The 25,387-nt window shown below is 61.7% G+C and carries 25 protein-coding genes and 1 pseudogene; 10 read left to right on the top strand and 16 right to left on the bottom strand.

Going from position 1 to position 25,387, the window contains the following annotated elements:
- Positions 1–63 precede the first annotated feature (63 nt).
- On the bottom strand, positions 64–954 hold the full coding sequence (locus tag IWX85_RS00550) for an OmpA family protein (RefSeq protein ID WP_231379432.1): 891 nt from the start codon (positions 952–954) through the stop codon (positions 64–66).
- A 2-nt stretch (positions 955–956) separates the two neighbouring features.
- Positions 957–1,781 (bottom strand): motility protein A, encoded by an 825-nt coding sequence (locus IWX85_RS00545; protein WP_036813668.1) that lies wholly within the window; start codon positions 1,779–1,781, stop codon positions 957–959.
- Positions 1,782–1,948: 167 nt separating this feature from the next.
- Between IWX85_RS00545 and IWX85_RS00540 the strand changes: the two genes are divergently transcribed.
- Both IWX85_RS00540 and IWX85_RS00535 read left to right on the top strand, forming a co-directional pair.
- Entirely contained in the window at positions 1,949–2,665 is a 717-nt protein-coding gene (locus IWX85_RS00540) for a hypothetical protein (RefSeq protein WP_036810445.1), read from the top strand.
- A gap of 203 nt (positions 2,666–2,868) precedes the next feature.
- The gene (locus IWX85_RS00535; RefSeq protein WP_036810442.1) at positions 2,869–3,846 is read left to right on the top strand and encodes a GMP reductase; all 978 of its coding nucleotides are present in this window, start codon (positions 2,869–2,871) and stop codon (positions 3,844–3,846) included.
- 18 nt (positions 3,847–3,864) lie between these two features.
- Here the strand turns inward: IWX85_RS00535 and IWX85_RS00530 are convergent, their stop codons facing one another.
- From IWX85_RS00530 to orn, 3 genes are all read right to left on the bottom strand, one after another.
- A complete protein-coding gene (locus IWX85_RS00530; RefSeq protein WP_196868379.1) occupies positions 3,865–4,752 on the bottom strand; it encodes an alpha/beta hydrolase in 888 nt (295 codons plus the stop codon).
- Between the two features lie 148 nt (positions 4,753–4,900).
- Positions 4,901–6,838 carry a DEAD/DEAH box helicase gene (locus IWX85_RS00525; RefSeq protein WP_036810436.1) on the bottom strand — a complete coding sequence of 646 codons (1,938 nt, stop codon included), beginning with the start codon at positions 6,836–6,838 and terminating at the stop codon, positions 4,901–4,903.
- A 390-nt stretch (positions 6,839–7,228) separates the two neighbouring features.
- Positions 7,229–7,792 (bottom strand): oligoribonuclease, encoded by a 564-nt coding sequence (orn, locus tag IWX85_RS00520; RefSeq protein WP_036810433.1) that lies wholly within the window; start codon positions 7,790–7,792, stop codon positions 7,229–7,231.
- A gap of 35 nt (positions 7,793–7,827) precedes the next feature.
- On the opposite strand from orn, the gene IWX85_RS00515 reads away from it, so the two are divergent.
- From IWX85_RS00515 to rsgA, 3 genes are read left to right on the top strand one after another with little or no spacing between them, the layout of a single operon-like run.
- Entirely contained in the window at positions 7,828–9,126 is a 1,299-nt protein-coding gene (locus tag IWX85_RS00515; RefSeq protein ID WP_196868378.1) for a M48 family metallopeptidase, read from the top strand.
- Positions 9,123–9,443 (top strand): 4a-hydroxytetrahydrobiopterin dehydratase, encoded by a 321-nt coding sequence (locus tag IWX85_RS00510; protein WP_036810426.1) that lies wholly within the window; start codon positions 9,123–9,125, stop codon positions 9,441–9,443. Before IWX85_RS00515 ends, IWX85_RS00510 begins: the two co-directional genes overlap by 4 nt.
- Positions 9,440–10,411: a ribosome small subunit-dependent GTPase A gene (rsgA, locus tag IWX85_RS00505; protein WP_036810423.1), complete on the top strand. Its 972-nt coding sequence runs from the start codon at positions 9,440–9,442 to the stop codon at positions 10,409–10,411. The genes IWX85_RS00510 and rsgA overlap by 4 nt, the downstream gene beginning before the upstream one ends.
- A gap of 21 nt (positions 10,412–10,432) precedes the next feature.
- On the opposite strand, the gene IWX85_RS00500 is transcribed toward rsgA, so the two are convergent.
- The 6 genes from IWX85_RS00500 to rpsP all read right to left on the bottom strand — a co-directional run bounded on the left by IWX85_RS00500 (position 10,433) and on the right by rpsP (position 14,719).
- Positions 10,433–11,455 (bottom strand): CobD/CbiB family protein, encoded by a 1,023-nt coding sequence (locus IWX85_RS00500; protein WP_036810421.1) that lies wholly within the window; start codon positions 11,453–11,455, stop codon positions 10,433–10,435.
- 163 nt (positions 11,456–11,618) lie between these two features.
- Entirely contained in the window at positions 11,619–12,332 is a 714-nt protein-coding gene (locus IWX85_RS00495) for a CoA pyrophosphatase (RefSeq protein ID WP_036810418.1), read from the bottom strand.
- 80 nt (positions 12,333–12,412) lie between these two features.
- Positions 12,413–12,814 (bottom strand): 50S ribosomal protein L19, encoded by a 402-nt coding sequence (rplS, locus tag IWX85_RS00490; RefSeq protein WP_196868377.1) that lies wholly within the window; start codon positions 12,812–12,814, stop codon positions 12,413–12,415.
- Positions 12,815–12,944: 130 nt separating this feature from the next.
- The gene (gene trmD / locus IWX85_RS00485) at positions 12,945–13,727 is read right to left on the bottom strand and encodes a tRNA (guanosine(37)-N1)-methyltransferase TrmD (protein WP_196868376.1); all 783 of its coding nucleotides are present in this window, start codon (positions 13,725–13,727) and stop codon (positions 12,945–12,947) included.
- A 77-nt stretch (positions 13,728–13,804) separates the two neighbouring features.
- Positions 13,805–14,413, bottom strand: a complete 609-nt coding sequence (gene rimM / locus IWX85_RS00480; RefSeq protein ID WP_231379431.1) for a ribosome maturation factor RimM — start codon at positions 14,411–14,413, stop codon at positions 13,805–13,807.
- A 15-nt stretch (positions 14,414–14,428) separates the two neighbouring features.
- Entirely contained in the window at positions 14,429–14,719 is a 291-nt protein-coding gene (gene rpsP, locus IWX85_RS00475) for a 30S ribosomal protein S16 (RefSeq protein ID WP_036810413.1), read from the bottom strand.
- 215 nt (positions 14,720–14,934) lie between these two features.
- On the opposite strand from rpsP, the pseudogene IWX85_RS00470 reads away from it, so the two are divergent.
- The 4 genes and pseudogenes from IWX85_RS00470 (at position 14,935) to IWX85_RS00455 (ending at position 18,207) form a co-directional block, all read left to right on the top strand.
- Positions 14,935–15,472: pseudogene (locus tag IWX85_RS00470) on the top strand (N-acetyltransferase family protein).
- Positions 15,473–15,480: 8 nt separating this feature from the next.
- The gene (locus IWX85_RS00465; RefSeq protein WP_196868375.1) at positions 15,481–15,939 is read left to right on the top strand and encodes a TM2 domain-containing protein; all 459 of its coding nucleotides are present in this window, start codon (positions 15,481–15,483) and stop codon (positions 15,937–15,939) included.
- 68 nt (positions 15,940–16,007) lie between these two features.
- Positions 16,008–17,090: a PLP-dependent cysteine synthase family protein gene (locus tag IWX85_RS00460; RefSeq protein WP_196868374.1), complete on the top strand. Its 1,083-nt coding sequence runs from the start codon at positions 16,008–16,010 to the stop codon at positions 17,088–17,090.
- A 1-nt stretch (position 17,091) separates the two neighbouring features.
- Positions 17,092–18,207, top strand: coding sequence for a lipocalin-like domain-containing protein (locus tag IWX85_RS00455; protein WP_370584147.1), 1,116 nt, complete (start codon positions 17,092–17,094; stop codon positions 18,205–18,207).
- Positions 18,208–18,401: 194 nt separating this feature from the next.
- Here IWX85_RS00455 and IWX85_RS00450 read toward each other — a convergent pair whose 3' ends face one another.
- Positions 18,402–18,854: an ATP-binding protein gene (locus IWX85_RS00450; protein ID WP_196868373.1), complete on the bottom strand. Its 453-nt coding sequence runs from the start codon at positions 18,852–18,854 to the stop codon at positions 18,402–18,404.
- Positions 18,855–18,934: 80 nt separating this feature from the next.
- Between IWX85_RS00450 and IWX85_RS00445 the strand changes: the two genes are divergently transcribed.
- Positions 18,935–19,945 (top strand): LLM class flavin-dependent oxidoreductase, encoded by a 1,011-nt coding sequence (locus IWX85_RS00445; RefSeq protein ID WP_036810407.1) that lies wholly within the window; start codon positions 18,935–18,937, stop codon positions 19,943–19,945.
- 141 nt (positions 19,946–20,086) lie between these two features.
- Here the strand turns inward: IWX85_RS00445 and IWX85_RS00440 are convergent, their stop codons facing one another.
- From IWX85_RS00440 to IWX85_RS00425, 4 genes are all read right to left on the bottom strand, one after another.
- Positions 20,087–21,661, bottom strand: a complete 1,575-nt coding sequence (locus IWX85_RS00440) for a DHA2 family efflux MFS transporter permease subunit (protein ID WP_196868372.1) — start codon at positions 21,659–21,661, stop codon at positions 20,087–20,089.
- Between the two features lie 37 nt (positions 21,662–21,698).
- A complete protein-coding gene (locus IWX85_RS00435) occupies positions 21,699–23,072 on the bottom strand; it encodes an HlyD family efflux transporter periplasmic adaptor subunit (RefSeq protein ID WP_196868371.1) in 1,374 nt (457 codons plus the stop codon).
- 74 nt (positions 23,073–23,146) lie between these two features.
- A complete protein-coding gene (locus IWX85_RS00430; protein WP_196868528.1) occupies positions 23,147–24,655 on the bottom strand; it encodes an efflux transporter outer membrane subunit in 1,509 nt (502 codons plus the stop codon).
- A 100-nt stretch (positions 24,656–24,755) separates the two neighbouring features.
- On the bottom strand, positions 24,756–25,286 hold the full coding sequence (locus IWX85_RS00425; protein WP_196868370.1) for a MarR family winged helix-turn-helix transcriptional regulator: 531 nt from the start codon (positions 25,284–25,286) through the stop codon (positions 24,756–24,758).
- Between the last annotated feature and the right edge of the window lie 101 nt (positions 25,287–25,387).

Genomic DNA, 25,387 nt, shown 5'->3' with positions numbered 1-25,387 from the left:
TGAGAACATCGCTTATTGTAGAAAGTCCCTTGCCGGCCGGCTGGCCTGCTTTTTATCGGAAGGCTACTTGGACGCTTCCAGAATCACGTCCACATGCCGGTTGGTCGACCGGCCCTGCGCCGTGTCGTTGGACGCAATCGGCCGGGTGTCCGCATAGCCGGTCGCCCGCATACGGCCCGCCTCGATTCCCTGGCCCTGAAAATGGCGCACCACACTGGCAGCCCGGCTGGTGGAGAGTTCCCAGTTGGACGGAAAGCGCTCGGTCTGGATCGGCATGTTGTCCGTATGCCCCTCGACCACGACGCGGTAGCCAGGGGCCTTGCCCAGGGTCGGTACGAGCCGGCTCATCACACTGCGTCCCGCCTCGCTCAGCGTCGCCTCGCCTGAGTTGAACAGCACCTCGCTGCTGATGCGAAAGCTGACCGTTCCCTTGTTCACAATCACCTCGATGTTCTTGTCCAGAGGGTCCAGCGCCAGACTCACCAGCACATCAGTTTCGGGCGGCATTTCGGGCTCGGGCACAGGCTCGGAGCTCGCCGGCAGCATCGGCACCGGAAGCGGTATTGGTGCGGCGCTGCCGGGAATGCCGATAACCGGGATGGCGCCCGATGCCGGCAAATGCCCCGTTGCGGCCGGTCCGTTGACAGGAACCCCGTGCGCGCCGGAACCGGCAAAGGCCAGCATCACCACCATCATCACCAGCAGCAAGGTGATGACATCCAGATACGTCAGGAGCCAGCCCTCTTCCTCGGCGACGGGGGCGGTTTCGAGGTGCCAGCGCGCAAAGCGGCCCTTGCGCAGCTTTGCACTCGCCCCCGCAGGCTTGGTCGGCACGGGTGGAGGCAGCACCCTGGAACGCGGTGCCTGCCTGTCGCCGTCATTCCTTTGCTCACCGGCCGGCGGTGCGCCCGGGCTGTCGTGAAGCGACATGTCGATGTATCCGGCCCTCGCCATGCTCAACGGGCCGGACCGGGCACCACCACCCGTTTTTTGCCATTTTTCCCGGGCAGCCGGCCGTCAAAGATTTCATCCTCGTGATGCGCCATGAAGGACTTGAGCGTTTCGCGCATGAGCGCCGGGCTGCGCCGCTCGCACATCATCGAGATGCCCTGCAGCACCATGTTCATCAGCACCACCCGGGTTTCAGTGCGGCGCTCCAGCTTGACCGCCACGGGCTTGAACACCAGGTTGGCCAGCAAAATGCCATAAAACGTGGTCATCAGCGCGACCGCGAGCTGCTGGCCGATGGCCCGCATGTCGCCGCCCAGCAAACTCATCAGGTTGATCAGTCCGACCAGCGTTCCGAGCATGCCAAAGGCCGGGGCAAAATTCGCCATGACGCGAAACAGCTGCGCTTCGGCAGCCTCGCGCGCGCGCAGGCGTGAGATACGCCACTGCATCAGGTCCAGGATGTCGTCTTCCGGCGTCTGGTCAATCACCAGCTGCACCCCCGTTCGCAAGAAGGGGTTGGTGACGTTTTCCAGCGCCCGCTCAACCGCATGCAGGTCGCCGTTGATCCACAGCTTTGAAATCCGCACCAGTTCGTCGATGTCGTTCTGCGTGTACATGCGCTCATTGCGCATCACCGTGGCCATCAGGTTGAACACCCGGAACACCTCCTTGAGCGGATAGCTCAGGAATGTCGCCGCCAGCGTACCGCCCAGCACAATGCCCAGGCTGGGCCAGTCGACGTACATGCGGGGATCGTCGGCCGAAAAAAACAGCACGATCCCCAGCAGCAACACGCTGGCCAGCATGCCGATCAGCGTGGAAGGGTTCATCCGCTTGACCATGGGCGTGGGCGCTCAGGCCTGAAGCTGGCGCTTGCAGGCAACCGGCGCAGGGCTTTGCAGCGCAGGCCAGCAAGATGTGTCAAAAACAAGAATGATGGCGCGACTCCTGAAAACATACCCCAGTTTAAAAAGCCCCTGACCAATCCTTTGTGCCCATGACAACCCTTTCAACTCCTCTCTTCGCGCAATTGCTTGTTGCGGCGGCCCTGGCCGCTTCCCTGTCTCCTGCGCGGGCGCAGTCGTTTTGCGCCAGCGATGGCCAGAGCCGGCCGGTCCAGCTCATGGAGCGTTTCATCAATGCCGACTGCGACACCTGCTGGACTGACCCGGCCACACCAGTGCCGGCAAAAAATGCCGTCGTGCTGGACTGGGTCGCACCGGGCGGCAAGGGCGACGACGCGCCGCTGTCGGCCGTGGCCACGCGCGATGCGCTGGTCCGACTGGAGACACTCAGGCAAGGCGTGCCCGCCAGAAGCCAAACGCTTGTGCATGCGGCCAAGGGCATCCAGGGTGCGGGGCTGCGCGTGGCCCACGGCTTGCCCGTCGCCGACTACCTGGGCGCCTCCATCGAACTCAGGCCGGTATCGCCGACAGCCAGGCAGCCCTTGACCGCCTGGCTGGCGCTGGTGGAAACCCTGCCGGCCGGCCTTGAAGGCTCGCCCGTGGAACGAAATCTTGTCCGAAACGTGCTTTCGCGCAATTGGGACGGGCGCAATCAGCTATTAAAAAGGGAGCAAAACAGGTTATTTGAAAGCCGCTCCATGAGCATTGCCCCGGGGGCAAATTCGGATCGCCTGCGCGTCATCGGCTGGGTCGAGGATGAAAAGGGCCGCGTGCTGCTGGCGGCGCAATCACGTTGTATCGCACCTTGAAGCACCCGCCAAGCAAGGATATTGCGGCCAATGCCATTCAGCGGGCCGCCAAGCCCCTAGAATCAGTCACCGGGCCCAAGCAATTGCGCCCGGTTTTTTTTTGGAAGTTTCACACTTGCGGTGAAGGTTCTACCAAAAACCGGCCAGTCCAAGCGCCTCCTGTTCATCAACAACAGTCTCTTGTCTAGAGCTTGGGGAAAATCATGGAAATATTCGACTACGACAACATCCTGCTGCTGCCGCGCAAATGCCGTGTGGAAAGCCGCTCTGAATGCGATGCCAGCGTGACGCTGGGCGCGCGCAGCTTTCGCATTCCGGTGGTGCCGGCCAACATGAAGACGGTGGTCAACGAAGACATTTGTGTCTGGATGGCGCAAAACGGCTACTTCTACGTGATGCACCGCTTTGACCTGGACAACCTGCAGTTTGTCCGCGACATGAAGGCGCGGGGCGCGTATGCCTCGATCTCGCTGGGCGTGAAGCAGCCCGACTACGACACCGTTGACCAGCTGGTGGCCGAAGGCCTGGCACCGGAATACATCACCATCGACATTGCCCATGGCCATGCCGACACGGTGCAGAAAATGATCCGCTACCTGAAGGACCAGCTGCCAGAATCGTTCGTGATCGCCGGCAACGTCGCCACGCCCGAGGCGGTGATTGACCTGGAAAACTGGGGGGCCGATGCGACCAAGGTCGGCATTGGCCCCGGCAAGGTCTGCATCACCAAGATGAAGACCGGCTTTGGCACCGGCGGCTGGCAGTTGTCGGCGCTCAAATGGTGCGCCCGCGTGGCGACCAAACCCATCATTGCCGACGGCGGCATCCGCGAGCATGGCGACGTTGCCAAGTCCATCCGCTTTGGCGCGACCATGGTGATGATCGGCTCAATGCTGGCGGGCCTCGAAGAAAGCCCGGGACAGACAGTGGAGGTCGATGGCCAACTGTTCAAGGAATACTACGGCAGCGCCTCGGACTTCAACAAGGGCGAATACAAGCACGTCGAAGGCAAGCGCATCCTGGAGCCGATCAAGGGCAAGCTGGTCGATACGCTTCGCGAAATGGAAGAAGACGTGCAAAGTGCCATCAGTTATTCAGGCGGCACCCGGCTGATGGACATCCGCAAGGTCAACTACGTGATTCTGGGCGGCAAGAACTCCAACGAAGACCTGATGATGTGAACCAGGCCGCGCGGCGTTTCAGCGGCGTGGCACCTCAAGGCCGAGCAGTTCAAACGCCAGCCTGTGCAGGCGGTGCGAAGGTTCTGTCAAGGCTTCAAGAATGCTGAAATGGTTCAGACCCGGCAGCGATTCGCAAACCGGTACGGTTTCAAGACCCCAGGCTTGCTGGATCAGCCGGTTCTGCCGGAGGAACTCATCGCTTTCGTCGCCCCCTGCCACGCTGAAAAGCGTGCCTTGCGGCGGACGCGGCAGCAACACGGGGCTGGCTTGCCTGACCTGCCCGGGCGTCAACTGCAAATCCTGGAGGAATGGCGTCTGACGAATCGGCGCCAGGTCGTACAGGCCCGAGATCGACAACGCATTCTTGACCAGGGCTTGCGGCAAATCGGGCGCATGCGCTGACCAGTCGCACGCCAGCAGCATCGCAGCCAGGTGTCCGCCCGCAGAATGGCCGGCCACCGTGATGCGCGCAGGGTCACCCCCCTGCCCGGCAACATGCCGCCACGTCCATACCAGCGCCTTGACTATTTGCCTGACAATGTCCGGAATCGTCACCGCCGGGCACAAGGCGTAGTTGAGCACCACGACGCAGGCTCCGGCCTGTGCGAACGCGGGCGCAATGAAGGAATGATCAGCCTTGTCCAGCGCACGCCAGTAGCCACCATGGATGAACACCAGCACCGGCGCGCCTTTGCCCTGGCTGACGCCGTTGGCCGGAAAAATATCCAGTGTTTCTGCAGGCTGCTCGCCGTAATCCACGTCAAGCTGACAAGGCAGCTGTTGGCGCGCACTTTGCGAGTCCGTCGCCCAGCGCGTGAAGTGTGCCGCATGACCCGGCACCAGCAGCCGGTTGTTGTACATGCTGTCCAGCCATTGCGGATTCCACGTTTGTGCTTCGTTGTTCATGGGTGTTTTGTTTGAGGGTCTACGAAAACCGTATCTTGGCACAGGTCTTTTCCGGAGCGCCAAAAAAAGGCCGCTGCGCACCTTTCGGTGGGCAGCGGCCTTTTGGCTTGCGGGCTGATCAAAAAATAATCAGCAGCTCACACCATGCTCAGTCGCGGAAAGGCTTGGTGAACTTACCGCCCGGCTTTTTGGCCGCATCGCGTGGCACGAACACCTTACCGGCGGGACGGGCAAAAGCAGGCTTGCGGTCTGCAAAATCACCACGGGGCGCAAAGCCTTCGTTGCCACCGCCAAAGTTGCCACGGTCTTCACGCGGTGCAAAGCCGGCGTTGTTGTTGCCACCGCCAAAGCCGCGGTCATCCGGGCGACGGGCGTTGCGGTCATTGAAGCCCGAACGGTCGGCGTAGTTATTGCCCTGCGGCGCTGGAGGACGGCCCTGGAAAGCACCACCACGGTCATCACGGTTGCCGCCGAAGCCGCCACCGGAATTGCCGCCAAAGCTGCCTGCATTGCCGCCGCCAAAACCGCCACCGGCTGGCTTGCGGCCGCCGAAGCCGCCACGGTCGCCGCCACCGCCGCCGAAGCTGCGGCCGCCACCGCGGTCATCGCGGCCACCACCGAAATTGCCACGTGGACGCTCGGACGTTGGCGCGAAACGCTGCTGGGGCTCCAGACCGGGAATCGTGCTGGCCTTCAGGTTTTGCTGTGTGTAGTGCTCGATGTCCTGGATCTTGCGACGATCGCGGAATTCGGCAATCGTGATCGCCTGGCCTTCGCGGCCGGCACGGCCGGTACGACCAATGCGGTGAACGTAATCTTCGGCTTTCATCGGCAGGCCGTAGTTGATGACGTGGGTGATGGTCGGAACGTCCAGACCACGGGCAGCCACATCGGTCGCTACCAGAATCTGCACACGGCCGTCACGGAACGCCATCAGGCGACGGTTGCGCAGGCCCTGGCCCAGCGCACCGTGCAGTGCCACGGCGCTGAAGCCTTCTTGCACCAAATCATTGGCCAAGCCGTCACATTCCACCTGCGTGCAGGCAAAAACGATCGCCTGGTTGATGGTGGTGTCGCGCAGCCAGTGGTCCAGCAACTTGCGCTTGTGGGTCATGTTGTCGGCCCACAGCAAAGACTGGGTGATCGACGCATGTTTTTCGTGCGGCGAGTCAATCTCGACACGCTGTGGCTGACGCATCACGCGGGTGGCGAGTTGCATGATGCGCGGCGCAAACGTGGCGCTGAACATCATGGTCTGCTTGCGCTCGATGGTGAGCTGGTTGACTTCAGTCAGGTCGTCGGCAAAGCCGAGGTCGAGCATACGGTCGGCTTCGTCAACGACGAGGAATTGCACCTGGTCGAGCTTGATCTGCATGCTGCGCTGCAAGTCAAGCAGACGGCCGGGCGTGGCCACGACGAGGTCGGCGTTTTGCAGCTTGGCAATTTGCAACTGGTAAGGAATACCGCCAACGACGTTGGCAACGCGCAGGCCGCGGCAATGGCGAACCAGGTCGATCGCGTCAGCACAAACCTGTTGGGCCAGCTCACGCGTTGGGCACAAGATCAGGGCGCCAGGGGTGGCGGCCTTGAAGTTGCGCATATTGGTCGGGTCCTTGCGCTTGGGCTTTTTCATCGGCGCTTCACCGCGGGCAACCGCTTCGGCGCTCAGGCGTTCGAATTCGGCACGTTCAAAACGCTCGGCTTCTTCCTGCTGTTTCAACAGGGTGTGCAGCACGGGCAACAGGAACGCAGCGGTCTTGCCGCTACCGGTCTGGCTAGAAACCAGCAGGTCGGTGAATTTGGGCGCTTTCGGGTCGGCGTCCAGGGCTTGCATGGCCTTGGGGATGGTGGCCAGCTGCACCGAGGTAGGTTGGGTAAAGCCCATGTCGGCAACTGCTTGCAGCAGTTCCTTGGCCAGGCCGAGCTTCACAAAGCCGTTAGGCTCGGCAACAACGGCTTCCAGCGAGGTTGCCATGGCAACGGGCTCGTCGGACGAGAAATCGGGAATCACGTGGATGTCCAGATCGGAGATGGTTTCGGTATTGTCGGACGCAAAGTCGCCGCGAGTCTCAAAAGAGTCAGTCATGTTTTCTTCTCACTAATCCCCTGTCCGCTTCGTTTGTGGCGAATGAACAGGAAACTCCACCCCCGCGATGCGGAAGGCTTCGTTCATGGTTAATAAAACATCAACCATCAAACGAATATACGGACCAAGAGCAGAATTGCCTTGATACGGTGACTCTGAAAATAGAGTCCAAAAGTGTGAGGTAGATGTACAAATGCGGTTGGCACGGCGTGCAACTGCAAGCCCGCTATTATGGCATGGTTTGCGGGTTTCTACCAGTTACCCTTAATGAATCAATGTTACTACCGTTCATCGTCAAGTCAAAAAGTGAGTCCGGACAGGCGAATCAACTATATTTTCAAGAGCAACGATTGCCTGCCGGCTATGCGCAAAATGCCGGAAAGCTAGGAGTTACTTCAAAAAATGCTCACGGTAATGCAGCAATTCGTCAATCGATTCATGCACGTCAGCCAGCGCCGTGTGGAGTTGCCGCTTCTTGAACGCGCTGTACACCTCGGGCTGCCAGCGCTTCGCCAGTTCCTTGAAGGTACTGACATCGATATTGCGGTAATGGAAAAAAGTTTCCAGCCTTGGCATGTACTTGACCAAAAAGCGCCGGTCCTGTCCGATGGAGTTGCCGCACATCGGCGCCTTTCCTTTAGGAACGTACTTTGCCAGGAAGGCGAGCAATTGCACCTGGGCATCTTCTTCGTTCAACGTGCTGGCCTTGACCTTGTCGATGAGGCCGCTGCGGCCGTGCGTGCCCTTGTTCCACTTGTCCATCTGCTCCAGCAAGGCGTCGGACTGGTGGATGGTCAGCACCGGGCCTTCGATGCGCGGCGTGAGTTGCGGGCCGGTCACGACCACGGCAATTTCAATAATGCGTTCCTTTTCCGGGTCCAGCCCGGTCATTTCGCAGTCCAGCCAGACCAGGTTCTGGTCAGATTTCTTCAATAAGGGTTCAGTCTCTAACATCTTGCGATTCTCGCCTATCGCCTAAACTCATCCCCATGATTGACCCCTCTTTTGTATTCACACTGCTGTTCACAGGCCTGCTCATGCTCGGGCTGCTGACGAAGTTCTACCTGGCCACGCGGCAGATTCGCCATGTTGCACGGCATCGAAACCAGGTGCCGGCCGCTTTTGCTTCCACCATCAGCTTGCCCTCGCACCAAAAGGCGGCGGACTACACGATTGCCAAGACACGCCTGGGCATGCTGGAAATGGCATTCGCCGCTGCACTGCTGATGGGCTGGACGCTGTTGGGCGGCATTGACACGTTGAACCAGGCCTTGATGCGCTCGGGCCTGGCCGACTACGGCGCGCTGGTGCCTCAACTGGCGCTGCTCGCTGCATTCGGCCTCGTCAGCGGCCTGCTCGACCTGCCGTTCACGCTGTACAAGACTTTTCGGCTTGAGGAGCGCTTTGGCTTCAACCAGATGACGCTCAAGCTGTGGCTGGCCGACCTGGTCAAGTCCACCATCGTTGGCACGGTCATCGGCCTGCCCATCGTGGCGCTGATCCTGTGGCTCATGGGCAGCGCAGGTACGTTGTGGTGGCTGTGGACCTGGGTCGCATGGATGGGCTTCAACCTGCTGGTGCTGGTGCTTTTCCCGACGGTGATTGCGCCTCTGTTCAATAAGTTCAAGCCACTAGACGACGAAGCGCTGAAGGCGCGTGTCACGGCGCTGATGCAGCGCTGCGGCTTTGCCGCCAAAGGTCTGTTTGTGATGGACGGCAGCCGGCGTTCGGCGCATGCCAATGCGTACTTCACCGGCTTTGGCGCAGCCAAGCGGGTGGTGTTCTACGACACCTTGCTCAAGCAGCTCAATCCGGCGGAGGTCGATGCCGTGCTGGCGCATGAACTGGGCCATTTCAAGCACAAGCACATCATCAAGCGCATCGGCGTGATGTTTGCCATGAGCCTGGTGGGGTTTGCACTGCTCGGCTGGCTGTCCACCCAGGTCTGGTTTTACACCGGACTCGGCGTGCGACCCAACCTGACGGGCAGCAACGACGCGCTGGCGCTGCTGCTGTTCCTGATGGTCGTTCCGCTGTTCAGCTTTTTTATTTCCCCGCTCATGGCGCTGTCGTCGCGCAGGCACGAGTTCGAGGCGGACGCCTACGCCATCTCGCAAACCGACGGCGGGGACCTGCAAAGTGCCCTGCTCAAGCTCTACCAGGACAATGCCAGCACGCTCACGCCAGACCCGGTGTTTGTGAAGTTCTACTATTCCCATCCGCCGGCCTCCGAGCGGCTGGGACGCATGGCCCCCATGACCCCTTCTCCTGAAAGCGCTGCCGCATGAGCAACCCGATCCATCAAAACCGACGCGCCCTGAGCGCCACCGAAATCGTCACCCATTTGAGCAAGCTCAACGGCGAGCAGGCCCTGGGCTGGCGGCTGATCGAGGGCGCGCTGGAGAAAACCTACAAATTCAAAAACTTTTACGAAACCATTGGTTTTGTGAATGCGGTGGCATTCATTGCCAACGCAGAAGACCACCATCCCGACCTCGAAGCCAGCTACGGCCAGTGCAAGGTGCGTTTCAACACGCACGATGTCAAGGGCATTTCCGTCAGCGACTTTTTCTGTGCGTCGAAAGCTGACGCCTTGCTGGCTTGAGCAAGCCCTTGCGTTCGGCGCGTGCCAGCGAAACGACGCCTGCAGGCACACAATCGGGTCTGGTGGTGGCCGGCTTTGGCCGCCATGTGATGGTCGAAACCGAATCCGGCGAGCGCGTGATCTGCCATCCCCGCGGAAAGAAAAGCCAAGTGGTCGTTGGCGACCGCATTCGCTGGCTGCCGTCTCAGGACGAAGGCACCATCGAAAAAATCGAGGAGCGCAGCAACCTGTTCTACCGCCAGGACGAAATGCGCACCAAGTCGTTTGCCGCCAATCTGGACCAGGTGCTGATCCTGATCGCGGCAGAACCCGAATTCTCCGAAAGCCAGCTGACGCGCGCCCTGATCGCGGCAGAAGCCGAGCGCATCAAGCCCATCATTGCACTGAACAAGAGCGATCTGGCCGAGCCCTTCGGCCGGGCCTGGGCCAAGCTGGCACCCTACCGGACCATGGGCTACCAGATGCTGCCACTGGCGATCAAGCCAAAAGCCGCGACGGCGCCTGAAGATGCGGAGCAGACCCGAGAATTGATGGAACTTTTGAGCAGAAAGAAAACCCTGGTGCTCGGCCCGTCCGGCGCCGGCAAAAGCAGCCTGACCAACCTCCTGGTGCCGCAGGCCAAGGTGTTGACCGCCGAGATTTCGCAGGCGCTGAACTCCGGCAAGCACACCACCACCAGCACGACGCTTTACTGGGTCGATGAAGCCAGGACGACGGCGTTGATCGACTCGCCGGGCTTCCAGGAATTCGGCTTGCACCACATCGACCCGATGCAACTGGCCAACTACATGCCCGACTTCAAGGCGCATGCGCAGGACTGCAAGTTCTACAACTGCACCCACCTGCATGAACCGGGTTGCGGCGTTATTTTAGAGGTCAAATCCACCGTTTCCGCAAGCAGCATCAGCACTAATCGCTATCGTTTGTATAGCGAACTGTTTGCAGAGCTTTCACAGACCCGGTATTGAAAAAGGCAAGCGGCTGTCCGGCTATCCCAGCAGCCGGGCCAGCGTCAGCAGCGCCAGCAGCACCATCCACAGCACCACAGAACGCCAGACCAGGCCCACGACGCTGCGAAGGTGGGCCACCTCGGGCTCGCGGCAGGTCGCTGGTGCCGTGACGGCGGCATCGTCAATATCGGCCAGTCCACCCACCTCGAATTCCTGCGAGACAGTGGCGACCAGCACGGGATTGAGTGCCGCGCCTCCAAGCTGCACATTCACCGCGCCCGAAGTAGCAGCCAGGATCAGCCCGTCGTTGCGGCCGGCCGTGGCGAGGGCTGCACCAGTGGGAAAGCGTTGGGTGTAATTGCGCCACGAGTCGATGGCATCCTCAAAACTGCCGACCACGGCAAAGCCCAGCGACGTGATGCGCGAAGGCACGAAATCAATGTTGCCCCAGACAAGGTTGGCCACATGCTGCAGGGCCGGGCTGGCGCCCTCCCCCGGCGTTCGGCTCTTGTAGCTCCAGTAGCGTGCGACAAATTCGCTCATCCGGTAAAGCACCGCACCGGCGGGTCCGAATCCAAAAGCGGCCAGCACTGAAAACCAGCCGAGTACGCCAAACACATGGCGGTGTGCGGCAAGCACTGAATATTCGATCACATGGCGAACGATTTCGCTGCGCGGCAGTTCGCTGGCATCGACCTGACGCCATTCGGCCAGCAATTCGCGGGCCAGGTCTTCGTTGCCGTCGTCCAACGCATTGCGAATGTCGGTGAAGTAATGGCTGAACTGGCGGAAACCCAGCGTGACATACAGGACCGCCACGCTCCAGGCAAAGGCCAGCAAGACATTGACCTGCCACAGCAGCCAGTGCACCAGCAGCGTCAGCAGCGTGGGCACCATGACGGCAAAAACCCAGGTGATCCATCCATGATGCGGCTTGCCAGCATCCAGGCTGCGGTGGCCCCAACGCGCCCAGCCCAGGAAAGTGGCATGAATCCAGTTGCCGCGGGCCAGGGGACGGGCCTGCTCCAGGATCAGTGCAAACAAAACGGCAAAAAAGCTCATGGCAAATCATAACGGACCCCCACGGTCGCCCACTGCGTATGGCTCCCTGCCCCCGAGGGGGCTGCTGCGCCTGCGGCCCTTGCTGGTATTGAAAGCCCCATGGGCACTTTGGCGCTATTGCTCCCCGCTGCGTTTGGTTTGCTGCCATGCGGAGGTGGGGAGTTCAGGCGCTGAGAAAACGGTAGAAGTTTCGCAGCATGCCCGCCGTTGCACCCCAGATGTAGCGTTCCGTGATTTCACTGCCCGCCGTCTGGCTCATCGGATCACTGTAAGGCATGGACAGCCACTGACGCAGCACGCCGTTGAACTCTGTTTCATGGCGCCGGTGGTGCGCAGGGTTCATCAGAAACCTGAGCGGCACTTCAAACACATCGGCCACTTCTCCCGGGTTGGGATGCAGCTGAAAGCCCGGCCTGACCAGCGCCACCACCGGCGTGATGATGAAAGCTGAACCCGTGACATAGGTCGGCAAGGTGCCCAGCACCTCGACATGGTGGCGCGGCAAGGCTATTTCCTCATGCGCTTCCCGCAACGCGGTATCGACCGCGTCCTGGTCGGTGTCGTCGGTGCGGCCGCCCGGAAAGGCAATCTGGCCTGAGTGCGTGGACAGGTTGGTCGAGCGCTCGGTCAGCAACAGCGTGAGTTCGTCGCGCATCACCAAAGGCAACAAGACTGCAGCCAGCGCTGGCGTCCGGCCGGAGAAGCTCGTTTCCACGCTGTGCTCGGGCACCCACATCGGAGGATGCCTGAAACGGTCACGCAGCGCTTGCGGCGTGAGCCGATCAGGGGCGACGCCAGCCAGGTGGCTGTCGATGCCCAGCACGGGAATGGAACGCGGATCAAAAACTGGCAAGGAAGAGGACTTGACGGGTTTCATGGCGGGACAGGATAACAAGCATAAAAAAAGCCGCTCGTTAAAGCGGCTTTTCGAAAGCGACAGGTGCTTGACAGGTGTTTTTACACAGCCTGTGCGGGCTCCACGGCCTTGAGAGCCTTGACAGCCTTGACGCCCAGCTTTTCCTTGATACGTGCCGACTTGCCGCTGCGGCTGCGCAGGTAGTACAGCTTGGCACGGCGCACATCACCCTTGCGCTTGACTTCAATCTTGGCAATCAGCGGGCTGTACACCTGAAAGGTGCGCTCGACGCCTTCGCCATTGGAGATCTTGCGAACGATGAAGCTGGAATTGAGGCCGCGATTACGCTTGGCAATCACGACACCTTCAAAAGCCTGCAAACGCTTGCGCGTACCTTCAACCACGTTCACGCTCACGATGACGGTGTCGCCAGGCGCGTAAACCGGAATGGTCTTGTTCAAGCGGGCAATTTCTTCCTGCTCAAGAGTCTGAATCAGATTCATGATTTTTCCATCTAACTAATTTCGCTCATGCACGCGCTGCGCTAAAGACCGCAAATCCAGGGATTGATTCAAAAAAATCAAATGGTTGCAGTGGCCGCCAGAGGATCGAAAAGCCTATGATTATAGCAATTCAGACGTCCGGGACAGGATTTTTTGGAAAATTAATCAGGAAAGCTTCGTCACCCTTGCTCAGGTATCCAGCCCTGCGTGCTGCACGGACCAGTTCGGGTCGCTGGCGCTGCGTGAGGGCCAACCGCTGCTCGCGCCGCCAGCGCTCGATGAGCGAATGGTTGCCGGACATCAGAACCGGTGGCACGGATTGGCCACGCCAGGCTTCAGGGCGGGTGTAGTGCGGGCAGTCCAGCAGGCCATCGAGCGCCGGATTGAAACTGTCCATCTGGTGGCTGCCTTCGTCGTTCAGCACGCCCGGCTGCAACCGGGCGACTGCATCCAGCAGGGCCATGGCAGCGAGTTCACCGCCCGAAAGCACGAAGTCGCCCAGACTGATTTGAAGATCGACATGGGTGTCGATGAAGCGCTGGTCCAGCCCTTCGTATCGGCCACAGATCAGCACTGCGCCACTGCTGCCGGTTGACCAGCGCTCGACGCCGGCATGGGTCAGCACGTCGCCAACGGGAGAAAAAAGAACCGTGGGCGCATCGGGCGCAGCGCTGGCCAGCCGGTCGGCGCGCAGGCTTTCAAGGCAAAGCGTCAGCGGCTCGGCCAGCATGACCATGCCCGGGCCGCCGCCAAAAGGCCGGTCATCGACACGCCGGTAGCGGCCCTCGGCAAAGTCGCGCAGATTCCAGAGCCGGACCTCGACCAGGCCGGATTCATAGGCGCGGCGGGTCACGCCACTGGTCAGGAAGGGCGTAAAAATCTCGGGAAACAGGGTGATGACATCAAAGCGCATGAAAAACTACTTTGAAGGCCGGAGAACACGAAGAGCCGGATGCAGCAGGGCACATGGCCCTACAGCCGCATCAAGCGTCAATAATCGGGCTGCCAGTCAACGGTGATGCATTTGCCGGCGATATCGACCTTGTCGACATAGGCCGCGACAAACGGAATCATGCGTTCGGCTGCGGCACTGCTGCCGTCTTCCTGCGTGCTGCTGTACTCGATGCACAAGACCGACTGCGGACCGGTCGTCATCAGGTCGCGGACGCAGCCCAAGGCAACGCCTTCGCGGTTGACGACGTTCAGGCCTATCAAATCGACCCAGTAATATTCATCGGACGAAGCGGCTGGAAAGCTGCTGCGCGAAAGGAATATCCGGGCGCCGCGCAAGGCTTCGGCAGGCGTGCGGTCATCAAGACCGGCAAACTTGACCACTACCGAGCCGGAATGGATTTTGGACTCGTCCACCTTGAGGGAAACGGTACCGGAGAAAAGACTGAAACCGGGCCGGAACTTGGCGTCGGGCGCCTGCAGGTACCAGGTTTCAGCGGCAAGAAGCGCTTCCGGGTCGTTGCTGTGGGGCAGGACCTTGAGCCAGCCCTTGACACCCCACGCATCCAGAATGCGCCCGACCTCAATCGCATCTTCAGGCAGCTTTGACGGTGTCAAACCCGCAGACGGTTGAAGGCCAGGCATCATTGAAAAGCAGCTAAATCAGGCTGCTGCGACGTCAGCAGGCAGCTCAGCGGCAGAAACTGCAACCGAAGCGCCACCTTGCTTGATCAGGCGCAAAACGGTCGGCGACGCTTGGGCGCCAACGCCGATCCAGTGGGTCAGGCGGTCCTGCACGATGCGCAGGCCTTCTTCGCCGCCTTTGGCAATCGGGTTGTAAAAACCGATGCGCTCGATGAAGCGACCATCGCGGCGAACGCGCTTGTCAGCCACAACGATGTTGAAAAATGGACGGTGCTTAGAACCGCCGCGTGAAAGCCGGATGACGACCATGATTTATCCTTGGGTGGCGGGGTAAAAATAACCCCAGTATTCCTGCAGCGCTTGAGACACACGACATGGCCACCCGGCCAGCGAAATGCTGCAAAGCCTGCGATTATAGCTTGCGCTCCAGGTTGCTTCGCGTGCCAGGCCGTTTTCCATGGAAAATCCTTCCCCTGATCGATGCCGCCAATGGCAAGACCGAAAACTTCTTCTCTTTGTTATGCATGCCACTCCTACGTCCCAGCCGCGACGAAGACATCGCCGCCATCACCGCCATTTATGCCCACCATGCCCTGCACGGCACCGGCACTTTCGAAGCCAATCCACCCAGTGCCGGCGACATGGCGGCCCGACGTTCAGATGTGCGGTCCAAAGGCCTGCCCTATCTGGTGGCCGAACAGGACGGAAAGATTCCGGGCTTTGCCTATGGCAACTGGTTCAAGCCGCGTCCGGCCTAACGGTATTCGGTCGTGGACTCGGTTTATTCTTGCGCCAGGTCTGGACCGCAAGGGCCTGGGCCGTGGCCTGCTGGACGAACTCCTGGCGCGTTGCGAAGCGGCGGGAATTCGCAAGGTCATGGCCATCATCAGTGATTCGGCCAATGCCGGGTCGCTCGGCGTTCACCTTGCGCTGGGTTTCAGGCGGGTTGGCATCGTCGAGGCCTGCGGCTGGATATTCGGCGCCTGGCGCGATATCGTGATCATGCAAAAGACCCTTGGACCTGGCCGTTCAGAGCGGCCAGCCGAGCTCCCCGCCCCATAATCCAGCCCATGCATTCACCCCATCAGAAAAACAAAACACTCGCCGCCTGGCTGGCCTTCATTGGCGGCCAATTGGGGCTGCACCGCTTTTACCTGTATGGCTGGCGGGATCTTTGGGCCTGGGCGCATCCCCTGGTCGCGGCATTGGGCTGGTGGGGAGTCCACAGGGTGCAGTCATACGGCCAGGACGACCACATGGCCTGGGTGCTGATTCCCCTGCTGGGTTTCACGCTGGCGGGCACGGCGCTGACAGGAATCTATTACGGCTTGATGGCGTCTGAGAAATGGAATGTGATCCACAATCCTGCCTCGACCGATGCGCGCGCCGGCAATACCAGCTGGCTGACAATTGGCGCCGTTGTGTTTGCCTTGCTGTTTGGCACCATCTCACTGATGTCGAGCATTGTTTTCAGTTTCCAGCGCTACTTCGAGTACCAGGTGGAAGAGGCGAGAAAAATCAGCCAGTAGCGCGACCCAATAGTCCGACTTCAAGGCGTCCTGGCACAGCCGCGACACCTTTGGCGAGAATCTAGCACATGACATCCTTCCGCACCCCCAAAGACCGCTGGCTCAGCGCTGCACTTGGCCGCATTGAGGCTGACTTCCAGCGCAGCGCCGACACGCACCTGATTGCCCTGCCGCTGCCGGAATTTGCGGCACGGGGCGTTGACTTTTACCTCAAGGACGAATCGACGCACCCGACCGGCAGCCTCAAGCACCGCCTGGCGCGGTCGCTTTTTTTGTATGCGCTGTGCAATGGCTTCATCCATGAATCCTCGACCATCGTCGAGGCGTCCAGCGGCTCCACGGCGGTAAGCGAAGCCTACTTTGCCCGTCTGCTGGGCCTGCCTTTCGTGGCCGTGATGCCGCACAACACCTCGCCTGAAAAAGTGACGCAAATCACCTTCTATGGCGGGCGCTGCCACTGGGTTGACAGCGCCGCACAGGTGCATGAGGCAGCCCGTCAACTGGCCATTGACACCCAAGGCCATTACATGGACCAGTTCACCTACGCCGAACGCGCCACCGACTGGCGCGGCAACAACAACATTGCCCAGAGCATGTTCAGCCAGATGGCGCATGAACGCCATCCGGTGCCGCGGTGGATCGTGGTGGGCGCCGGCACGGGCGGCACCAGCGCCACGATAGGCCGCTATGTGCGCTACCAGCGCCACGCCAGCCAGCTGTGCGTGGCCGACCCGGCCGGCTCGGTCTTTGGCGAATACCACCGCACCGGCAACGCCCATCTGACGGGCGCAGGCTCGCGCATCGAAGGCATTGGCCGGCCACGCGTGGAAGCCAGCTTCATCCGCACCGTCATCGACCGGATGCTCGAAGTGGCCGACACCGACTCGCTGGCCGCCATGCAAGCGCTTGGCCAGCTGCTGGGCCGTCGCGTCGGCCCGTCCACCGGCACCAGTTTTTTTTGCATGCTGACGCTGGCCCACGAGATGCTGGCACGCGGCGAGCAGGGCTCGCTGCTGTCGCTGCTGTGCGATTCGGGCGAGCGCTACCTGCCGACTTACCACGACGCCGACTGGGTACTTGACCAGGTGGGCAATTGCGCAGCGCCGCGTCAGCGCATCGAGCGGCTGATGCGGCCCGTGCTGGAGTGCTGACATGGGCGCCAATCCGACCGTCTGCCTGCCAATGCCGCCCCGCAGCGCGCTGCGCCGCCGCCTTCTGATGGCCAGCGTGGCAGGACTGGGCGGCGCCGCCTTCAACACGCCCGTTCTCGCCCTGCCCGCCAAAACGCTGGTGTTCCCGCGCGACCGCGGAGCGCACCCCGACTTTCGCACCGAATGGTGGTACATCACCGGCCAAGCCAGCACCGACGCAGCCAGCCCGCGCCGTTTCGGTTTCCAGCTCACCTTCTTTCGCTCGCGTGTCGACGGCACGGCGCAAATGACATCGAACTTTGCCGCACGGCAACTGGTTTTTGCGCACGCCGCCGTGACCGATGTGCAGGGTAGCAAGCTCTGGCACGACCAGCGCATCGCCCGCGAAGGCTTTGGCGTGGCGTCGGCCAGCCAGCAAGACATGGCGCTCAAGCTGCGCGACTGGACCTTGACCGCCAATGGCCCGCGCTACGCCGCCGAACTGCCGGCCACCGACTTTGGCCTGAGCTTGCAATTCGAGGAAACGCAAAGCGTGCTACTGCAAGGCAAGCAAGGCCTGTCGCGCAAAGGCCCCGAAGAAAAACAGGCCAGCTACTACTACAGCCAGCCGCAACTGGCCACGCACGGCCGGCTGCAAATCAAGGGACAGACGTTTGAAGTCAGCGGCAAGTCCTGGCTGGACCATGAGTGGAGCGAAGAAATCCTCGCCCCGGGCGCGGTGGGCTGGGACTGGATGGGCATGAACCTGGACGACGGCGGCGCCCTCACCGCCTTTCGACTGCGCGACAAAGCCGGCAATGCCATCTGGGCCGGCGGCTCCTGGCGCTCCGCCAGCGGCGAGTTGCGCATTTTCAACGCCAGCGACGTCAGCTTCAGCCCCCTGCGGCACTGGACCAGCCCGCTCACGCAAATCAGCTACCCGGTGCGGTGGCGCGTGCAAACGCCGGCAGGCACCTACACCGTGAAAGCGCTGCTCGACAACCAGGAACTGGACAGCCGAAACTCCACCGGCTCGATTTACTGGGAAGGTCTGAGCGAGTTGCTGGACAGCCAGGACCGGCGCGTGGGGAGCGGGTATCTGGAGATGACGGGGTATGGCCAGGCGCTGCGGATGTGAAGACGATCTGGCCGGTGCCGGCCATTGACGGAAGGCCGCTTGCGTGTCTGGGTGCAGTTGACGTGCGGACAGGTTACGCAAACCAACGGCAGCATGGGGATCAAAGCGGGGGCTGCCGCAGCCAGCTTTGCAACGGCAGTGCACCATCGACTGGCTTATTTCCAACAGAAGACCAAGTTGTGACGGGTACTGCTTCATTGCGGGTAACGAGCGGGGGCGCCAGCACCTCCATGATCATGCGCAGCCTGACGAGGAAGTGAAACGGTAAACACCGTACCCCGTTCTTCAGTGGACTCAGCCTTGATGGTGCCGCCATGCGCCTCAGTGACTTCACGTGCGATGAACAGGCCCAGGCCCAAGCTGCTGTTTGCCGCGCCCTTTTGCTGCCCATCTTTCACTGCAAGCTGAATCATCAGGTCAAAGATCGCGTCCTGGGAGGCTGCGGGAATGATCGGTCCCTGGTTGGACACTCGCACGGAAATGGTTTCCTTTTCGCGCCGAACAATGATGGTGACGGGATTGGCGCCGTCGCGGTACGGGGCGGCGTTGTTGAGCAGGTTTGAAAACAGCTGCTGCAATTTCGGTCCGTCAAGGACGGCCTCAGTGTCGCCCGAGGCTTCGAGCGCGAAGGGGCACTTCGGATTCACCCCTACGCTGCTGGTCAGGACCGCACCGCTACAAACCACACCCCAGCATGGCTTGGCGCAACGCACGACAATCCAAACCCATGAAAGCCCTCCACACCATTGCCCTGTCCATGCTCGATCTGGTCTCGGTCCGCGAAGGCGGCACCGTGGCCGATGCGCTGGCGATTGCCCTGCGCACCGCGCAGCATGCCGAGCGGCTAGGCTTCAAGCGTTACTGGCTGGCCGAACACCACAACATGGCCGGCATTGCCAGTTCGGCGACTGCCGTGCTGGTCGGCCACATCGCCGGCGGCACGCACACCATCCGCGTGGGCTCGGGCGGCGTGATGCTCCCCAACCATGCGCCGCTGGTGGTGGCCGAGGCGTTTGGCACGCTGGCCGAGTTGTACCCGGGGCGCATCGACCTGGGCCTGGGCCGCGCGCCGGGTACCGACCAGGCCACGATGCGGGCGCTGCGGCGCGAACGCACCGAAACGGCAGACGATTTTCCGCAGGACGTGGCCGAGTTGCAGCGCCTGCTGGGGCCGGTGCGGCCCGGCCAGCGGCTGATTGCCATGCCGGGCGCGGGCACCCATGTGCCGATCTGGCTGCTGGGCTCCAGCCTGTTTTCTGCGCAGCTGGCGGCCGAGCGCGGCCTGCCCTATGCGTTTGCCTCGCATTTCGCACCGCGCCTGCTGCTGCAGGCGATTGGCTTGTACCGGCAGAATTTCAAGCCATCCGCCACGCTGGCCAGGCCGTATGTGGCGATCGGCGTGCCGCTGATTGCCGCGCCGACCGACGAGGAAGCTGATTTCCTGGCCAGCAGCACCTACCAGCGGGTGCTCGGCATCCTGACCGGCGCCAGGGGCGGCCTGCAGCCACCGGTGGAGCATTTCCTGGCCCAGCAACATCCGCAGGAGCGCGCGGCCATCGGCGACTTCCTGGCCGCTGCCGTGGTGGGTGGCCCGGACACGGTGCATGAAGGCCTGAGTGCGCTGGCGCAGGCCACGGATGCCGACGAATTCCTGCTGGTCTGCGACATCCACGACCCGGCCTTGCGGCTGCGCTCGCTGGACATTGCCGCTGCCGCGCTGCAAGCCGTGGCAGCCTGATGGCCTGAGCAGAGGCTGTCGGCCAGCCGGCGTCTTTGCTACGTAATTAATAGCTTCATCACAATTCAGGACAAGCGGAAACAGCATTTTTGATGCTAAAAATCCGTTGGCCGCAGGGCTGCGCTGCCGCTTCGCCGGCGGTCAGTGCGCACCGGCGGCCGCGTCGGCACTGCCCGCGCCCGCAAGCGTCGGCCGCGTCAGGTAGACCAGTGGAATCAACAGCAAAAAGATCAGCGCCGAGGCATAAAACACGTCGTTCGCGGCCAGCATATAGGCCTGCTGGTCCACCAGCCGGTTGATGGCGCCCAGCCCCTGCTCGGGCGACAGCCCGGCACCGGCCAGGCCCGACAGCGCACTGTTGGCCGCCACACTGCCGGTGTTGACATATTCACTGAGCTGCGCATGGTGCATGGCGGCGCGGTTCTGCCAGACAGTGGTGGCAATCGAGGTGCCGAAGGAGCCGGCCAGGATACGCACGAAGTTGGACAGTCCCGAAGCCGCCGGAATCCGGTCATACGGCAGGCCCGACAGCGTGATGGTGACCAGCGGAATGAAAAAGCAGGCCATCGCCACGCCCTGGATAAGGGTCGGGATCAAGATGGTTTTCATGTCGGCCTGGGTGTTGAAGTTCGAGCGCATCCACAGCACCAGCGCAAACACGGCAAACGCCGCTGCGGCAAAGCGGCGCGGGTCGGTCTTGCCAATGTTCTTGCCCACCAGCGGCGACAGCAGCAACGCCATCACGCCCACTGGCGCCAGCACCATGCCGGCCTGCGTGGCGGTGTAGCCCATGTGCTGCTGCAGCCACAGCGGCAGCAGCACCACATTGCCGAAAAACAGGCCATAACCGACTGACAGCGCGAGCGCGCCGGCCCAGAAGTTGCGCCTTTTGAACAGGCTGAGGTCCACGATCGGATGCTCTTCAGTCAGTTCCCAGATCACAAAGGCGATCAGCCCGACCAGCGCAACAATGCCCAATGCAATGACTTGGCCGGAATGAAACCAGTCCAGTTCCTTGCCCTTGTCGAGCATGATCTGCAACGCGCCGACCCAGATTACCAGCAGCGCCAGGCCAATCGAATCGATGGGCAGCTTGCGGGTCTGGCTTTCTCGGTTCCTGAAAATGCGCCAGGTGATGAAGGCCGCGCCAAAACCCACCGGAATGTTGATATAGAAAATCCACGGCCACGAAATGTTGTCGGTGATCCAGCCGCCCAGCAGCGGCCCCATGACCGGCGCGACCAGCGTGGTCATGGACCAAAGCGCCATCGCCGTCCCGGCCAGCGCTTTCGGATAACTGGACAGCAGCAGCGCCTGCGACAGCGGAATCATCGGACCCGCCACCAGCCCCTGCAACACGCGGAAAAAAATCAGCATGGTCATGTTCGGCGCCAGCCCGCACAACCAGGACATGATCACGAACAGGACGATGCTGGTGGTGAACAGCCGGACCTGGCCAAACCGTTGCGACAACCAGCCGGTCAGCGGCACGGCAATCGCGTTGGCCACGCCAAAGCTGGTGATGACCCAGGTGCCCTGGGTCGGGCTGACACCCAGGTCACCCGCAATGGCCGGCAGCGACACATTGGCAATCGACGTGTCGAGCACGTTCATGAAGGTGGCAGCCGACAGCGCCAGCGTGCCCCACATGCGGGCCGAGCCACTCAGCGGCGGCGGTGGAAGAAAATCAGTTGCGGAGGGGGTTACAGACGCCATGAAAGCCTTGACGGAAGGTTATGGAAAACAGGTCTGCTCAATGCGGCAACGCAGCATGTCCGCCGTCAAGTGACGAAGAAACCAACGCTGAAACGTCGGTTTTGACAGCCTTGCCCGACTTGACGGCCCGTCCGGAATTCGCGGCAATCACGCGCCTGACTTCCTCGTCGCCGGCATCGTCCTGGGTGGCAAACGCCTGCGTGTGCGAGTGGGCGGCATCGCGTGGCGCGTCAGCCAGCGCCTTGCCGTCCTTGTTGCTGATATCGACTTCGGCCTCCATCGACAGACCGACCCGCAGGGGATGTTCGGCAAGTTGCGCCGGCTCCAGTGCGATGCGCACCGGCACGCGCTGCACCACCTTGATCCAGTTGCCGGTGGCGTTTTGCGCCGGCAGCAGCGAAAACGCCGCGCCGGTGCCCACGCCCAAGCCGGCCACGGTGCCGCGGTAGTCCACCTTCTTGCCGTACAGGTCGGCCACCAGCGTCACCGGCTGGCCGATACGAATATCGCGCAATTGCACTTCCTTGAAGTTGGCGTCCACCCAGACCTCGTTCAGCGGAATCACCGCCATCAGCGGCATGCCGGCGGCTACCCGCTGACCAAGCTGTACCGTGCGCTTGGCAACATAGCCATCGACCGGCGCGTTCAGGGCGGTGCGCTGGGAAGCCAGAAAAGCCTCGCGCACCTTGGCCGCCGCCACTAGCACGGCGGGATGCTGCTCGATGGTCGTGCCGTCGGTCAGCGCCTGGTTGCTGGCAAGTTGCTCGCGCGCGGCCACGACGCCAGCTTGCGCCGCTGCCAGCGCGCTTTTGGCATTGGCCAGTTGCGTCTGCGCATGGCCAAGCTCTTCCTTGGACACTGCGCCATTGCTGACAAGCGACTGGCGGCGCGCCAGGTCGTCGGCAGCGCGCGCGATGTCGCTGTTGGCCTTGCCCACCTCGGCATTGCGCAGCGCAATCTGCGCGGTCAGCGAACCGTTGTTGGCATACACCGTGCGCGCCTGGCGCACCGCCTGGGCCAGCGCGGCTTCGGCCTGGTCCAGCGCCACTTTCGCATCGGCCGGGTCGAGTTGCACCAGCGGCTGACCGGCCTTGACGAAGTCAGTGTCGTCAGCCATCAGCGCCACGACGGTGCCGCCGATCTGCGGCGTGATCTGGATGATGTTGCCCTGCACATAGGCGTTGTCGGTCGACTCGTAATGGCTGGCCACCAGGTATTCGTAAGCCGCCCAGCCCAGGCCGGCGACGACCACGATGCTGGCAAGTGCCGTCAGCGCCTTCTTGCGTTTGGGGTTGCCCGCCTTTGACTGGGCCGGCGCGTCCGGACTGGTCGAAGCGGGGTTAGCGGGGTTCGCTGGGCTGGCTGGGTTAGTGGGAGAAGCGGAAGAAGCAGGAACTTGGGGTGCGTTCATGGTGTCGTTCAATGTGTGTTGGAAATGGCTTGCGTGGCTGCAGTGCTGTTGAAAAGCGCCTGGCCAAAGCTGTTTTATTGGTCAGACAGGCCGTTTGCGCTTACGGAGCTTGCGCTGACAGCTATGATTTTTGAATTTTCTTGCGCAGCAGGCATTGACCCGGACGCATAACCGCCACCCAGTGCGCGAATCAAGGCCACCTGCGTGTCGAGCGCCCTGCCCGCCAGGTCAACACCCAGCCGGCGCTGGGCCAGCACACTGGTTTCTGCCGCCAGCACATTCAGGTAATTGCCCAGCCCGGCCTTGTAACGCTGCACGGCGATGTCGTAGGCACTTTCGGCCGCGTCCTGCGCCGCGTGCTGTTCGGCCTGCTGGCGGCTGATGGTTTGGGAAGACGCCACTTGATCGGCGACATCGCGCACCGCGTCGATTACGGCGGCGTTGTAGCTTTCGACTGCGGCATCCAGATCAGCCGTTTTGCCGCGCAGGTTGGCCCGCAGCCGGCCGGCTTCAAAAATCGGCAGGCGTATGGCCGGGCCGACGCCCCATTGCTGGCTGCCCGAGTTCAGCAGATTGCCCAGGCCAATACTGGAAAAACCGGCAAAAGCGACCAGGTTGATGTTTGGGTAAAACTGGGTTTTGGCATTTGCCACGTCACTCGACGACGCCTCGACGCGCCAGCGCGCAGCGGCAATGTCGGCGCGGCGGCCCAGCAGGTCAGCCGGAATCACTGGCACAAGCGCTACATTTTTAATAGCTTCTTGTGCTGATGGAATAAGCGCAGAAGCAGTATTTGATTGTCCAGTCAGTGCGTTGAGCGCGTTGCGCGTCAGCGCCATCTGTTCCTGGATAACCTCCAGCTGCAGGCGCGCCTCGGGCAGGCTGCCTTCGCTCTGGCGCAACTCCAGCCGGGTGTCGAGGCCTGCATTGACACGGTCGGTGACCAGCCTCAAGGTTTGTTCGCGCTGCGCCAGCGTGCGGCGGGCCACAACGGCCTGCTCGTTCAGCCGAACCAGTTGAAAGTAGCCTCTAGCGACCTGGCTGGCCAGCAGCACGCGGGCCGCTTGGGCATCGGCTTGGGCAGCCTTGGCACTGCCCAGTGCAGCATCGAGCGCCGCCCGGTTCTTGCCGAAAAAATCCAGCTCCCAGCTGGCGGCCAGTTGCGCCGTTCCGCTGTCGCGGACCGAACCGGCCAGCGGCGGCGGCACCGCGCCGTTGGCGGTGTAGCGCTGGCGCGTCACATCAAGCTGGCCATTGACCTGCGGCAGCATGGCGGCATTTGCCACTTCCGTGACGGCTTGCGCACGCGCCAGGCGCGCTTGCGCCAGCTTCAAATTCGGGCTGCTTTCAAGCGCCTGGGCGACCAGGGTGTTCAACGTTTCGTCGCCAAAATCACGCCACCATTCGGTCGCTACCGTTGTTTTCAGCTGAGGCTGTGCTTGGGCAACGACCGTGCGCAGTCCGAGCGACGCAGCATCGCGAAGGCTTGACTGCGGCGCAATGCCCGACATGTCGGCGCACCCGCCCATGCCGGTGGCAATCAGGCCGGCGGCCACCACGCCGGCGGCAGACACCAGCGCCATGCGCACCGAGGCGCGCCACACAGGCAAGGCAGTCTGTCCGGGGATGCACGCCAGGTCGGTGCAGGCCTGTGCGCGTTCTTCGCCACAGGAGTCTTGGGGTTTATTTGTCATTTTTTTCTGTCAATACGTGCAGGGTTTGCGCCGTGTCCAACATGCGGCGCAAGTAACTTTTGAGGATTTCCCATTCTTCGGCCGAAAAACCGGCCAGCAAGGCGTTTTGCACACCACACAAAACCGCAGGAATCTCCTGAGCTGCCGCGCGTCCTGCATCGGTGAGCTCCAGGTTGACCACGCGCCGGTCATCTGACGACCGGATGCGGCTGCACAGTTGCTTGGCTTCCAAACGGTCCAGCAACCGCGTCATCGAACCGGCGTCAAGCTCGCATTGGCGCGCCAGTTCGGCGGCTGTCGAAGCGCAGCCCATGTAGAGCTTGAACATGGGCACCCATTGCGCATTGGTCAGGCCCGAGGGTTCGAGCTCGCGCTCGACGCCTTGCGCGACCAGGGAAATGATGCGCCGCATCATGTAGCCGATGCTGTCGTCGGGCGTGTAGCTTTCTGCCCGGTAGAAATCGGCCGGCGGGCTTGTGGCGGCGTCACCGCTTGGTGTGTGCTTTTGCGTTGAGTCCATGGGCTGAATAATACTTGCTTGAGCAACTATTGTCAAGCCTGTGTTTGCAATGCCAAGCTTTAAAGTTAAAATAGCCTGTATGGCTACTTCCACCGCGACTC

It is taken from the genome of Polaromonas sp. CG_9.11, from assembly GCF_015752225.1.
Classification (GTDB): Bacteria; Pseudomonadota; Gammaproteobacteria; order Burkholderiales; family Burkholderiaceae_C; genus Polaromonas.
This window is presented reverse-complemented; position numbering and strand designations above follow the sequence as displayed.

Coding starts and splice junctions, on each gene's coding strand:
- IWX85_RS00455 (WP_370584147.1), top strand. CDS start 17,092: ATGGGCGCCAATCCGACCGTCTGCCTGCCAATGCCGCCCCGCAGCGCG.
- trmD (WP_196868376.1), bottom strand. CDS start 13,727: ATGCGCTTTGATGTCATCACCCTGTTTCCCGAGATTTTTACGCCCTTC.
- IWX85_RS00525 (WP_036810436.1), bottom strand. CDS start 6,838: ATGACTGACTCTTTTGAGACTCGCGGCGACTTTGCGTCCGACAATACC.
- IWX85_RS00435 (WP_196868371.1), bottom strand. CDS start 23,072: ATGAACGCACCCCAAGTTCCTGCTTCTTCCGCTTCTCCCACTAACCCA.
- IWX85_RS00495 (WP_036810418.1), bottom strand. CDS start 12,332: ATGAAACCCGTCAAGTCCTCTTCCTTGCCAGTTTTTGATCCGCGTTCC.
- IWX85_RS00530 (WP_196868379.1), bottom strand. CDS start 4,752: ATGAACAACGAAGCACAAACGTGGAATCCGCAATGGCTGGACAGCATG.
- IWX85_RS00445 (WP_036810407.1), top strand. CDS start 18,935: ATGAAAGCCCTCCACACCATTGCCCTGTCCATGCTCGATCTGGTCTCG.
- IWX85_RS00515 (WP_196868378.1), top strand. CDS start 7,828: ATGATTGACCCCTCTTTTGTATTCACACTGCTGTTCACAGGCCTGCTC.
- rimM (WP_231379431.1), bottom strand. CDS start 14,413: ATGATGCCTGGCCTTCAACCGTCTGCGGGTTTGACACCGTCAAAGCTG.
- IWX85_RS00425 (WP_196868370.1), bottom strand. CDS start 25,286: ATGGACTCAACGCAAAAGCACACACCAAGCGGTGACGCCGCCACAAGC.
- IWX85_RS00510 (WP_036810426.1), top strand. CDS start 9,123: ATGAGCAACCCGATCCATCAAAACCGACGCGCCCTGAGCGCCACCGAA.
- rpsP (WP_036810413.1), bottom strand. CDS start 14,719: ATGGTCGTCATCCGGCTTTCACGCGGCGGTTCTAAGCACCGTCCATTT.
- orn (WP_036810433.1), bottom strand. CDS start 7,792: ATGTTAGAGACTGAACCCTTATTGAAGAAATCTGACCAGAACCTGGTC.
- IWX85_RS00550 (WP_231379432.1), bottom strand. CDS start 954: ATGGCGAGGGCCGGATACATCGACATGTCGCTTCACGACAGCCCGGGC.
- IWX85_RS00500 (WP_036810421.1), bottom strand. CDS start 11,455: ATGAGCTTTTTTGCCGTTTTGTTTGCACTGATCCTGGAGCAGGCCCGT.
- IWX85_RS00460 (WP_196868374.1), top strand. CDS start 16,008: ATGACATCCTTCCGCACCCCCAAAGACCGCTGGCTCAGCGCTGCACTT.
- IWX85_RS00540 (WP_036810445.1), top strand. CDS start 1,949: ATGACAACCCTTTCAACTCCTCTCTTCGCGCAATTGCTTGTTGCGGCG.
- IWX85_RS00535 (WP_036810442.1), top strand. CDS start 2,869: ATGGAAATATTCGACTACGACAACATCCTGCTGCTGCCGCGCAAATGC.
- rplS (WP_196868377.1), bottom strand. CDS start 12,814: ATGAATCTGATTCAGACTCTTGAGCAGGAAGAAATTGCCCGCTTGAAC.
- IWX85_RS00465 (WP_196868375.1), top strand. CDS start 15,481: ATGCATTCACCCCATCAGAAAAACAAAACACTCGCCGCCTGGCTGGCC.
- IWX85_RS00440 (WP_196868372.1), bottom strand. CDS start 21,661: ATGGCGTCTGTAACCCCCTCCGCAACTGATTTTCTTCCACCGCCGCCG.
- IWX85_RS00430 (WP_196868528.1), bottom strand. CDS start 24,655: ATGGCGCTGGTGTCTGCCGCCGGCGTGGTGGCCGCCGGCCTGATTGCC.
- IWX85_RS00545 (WP_036813668.1), bottom strand. CDS start 1,781: ATGAACCCTTCCACGCTGATCGGCATGCTGGCCAGCGTGTTGCTGCTG.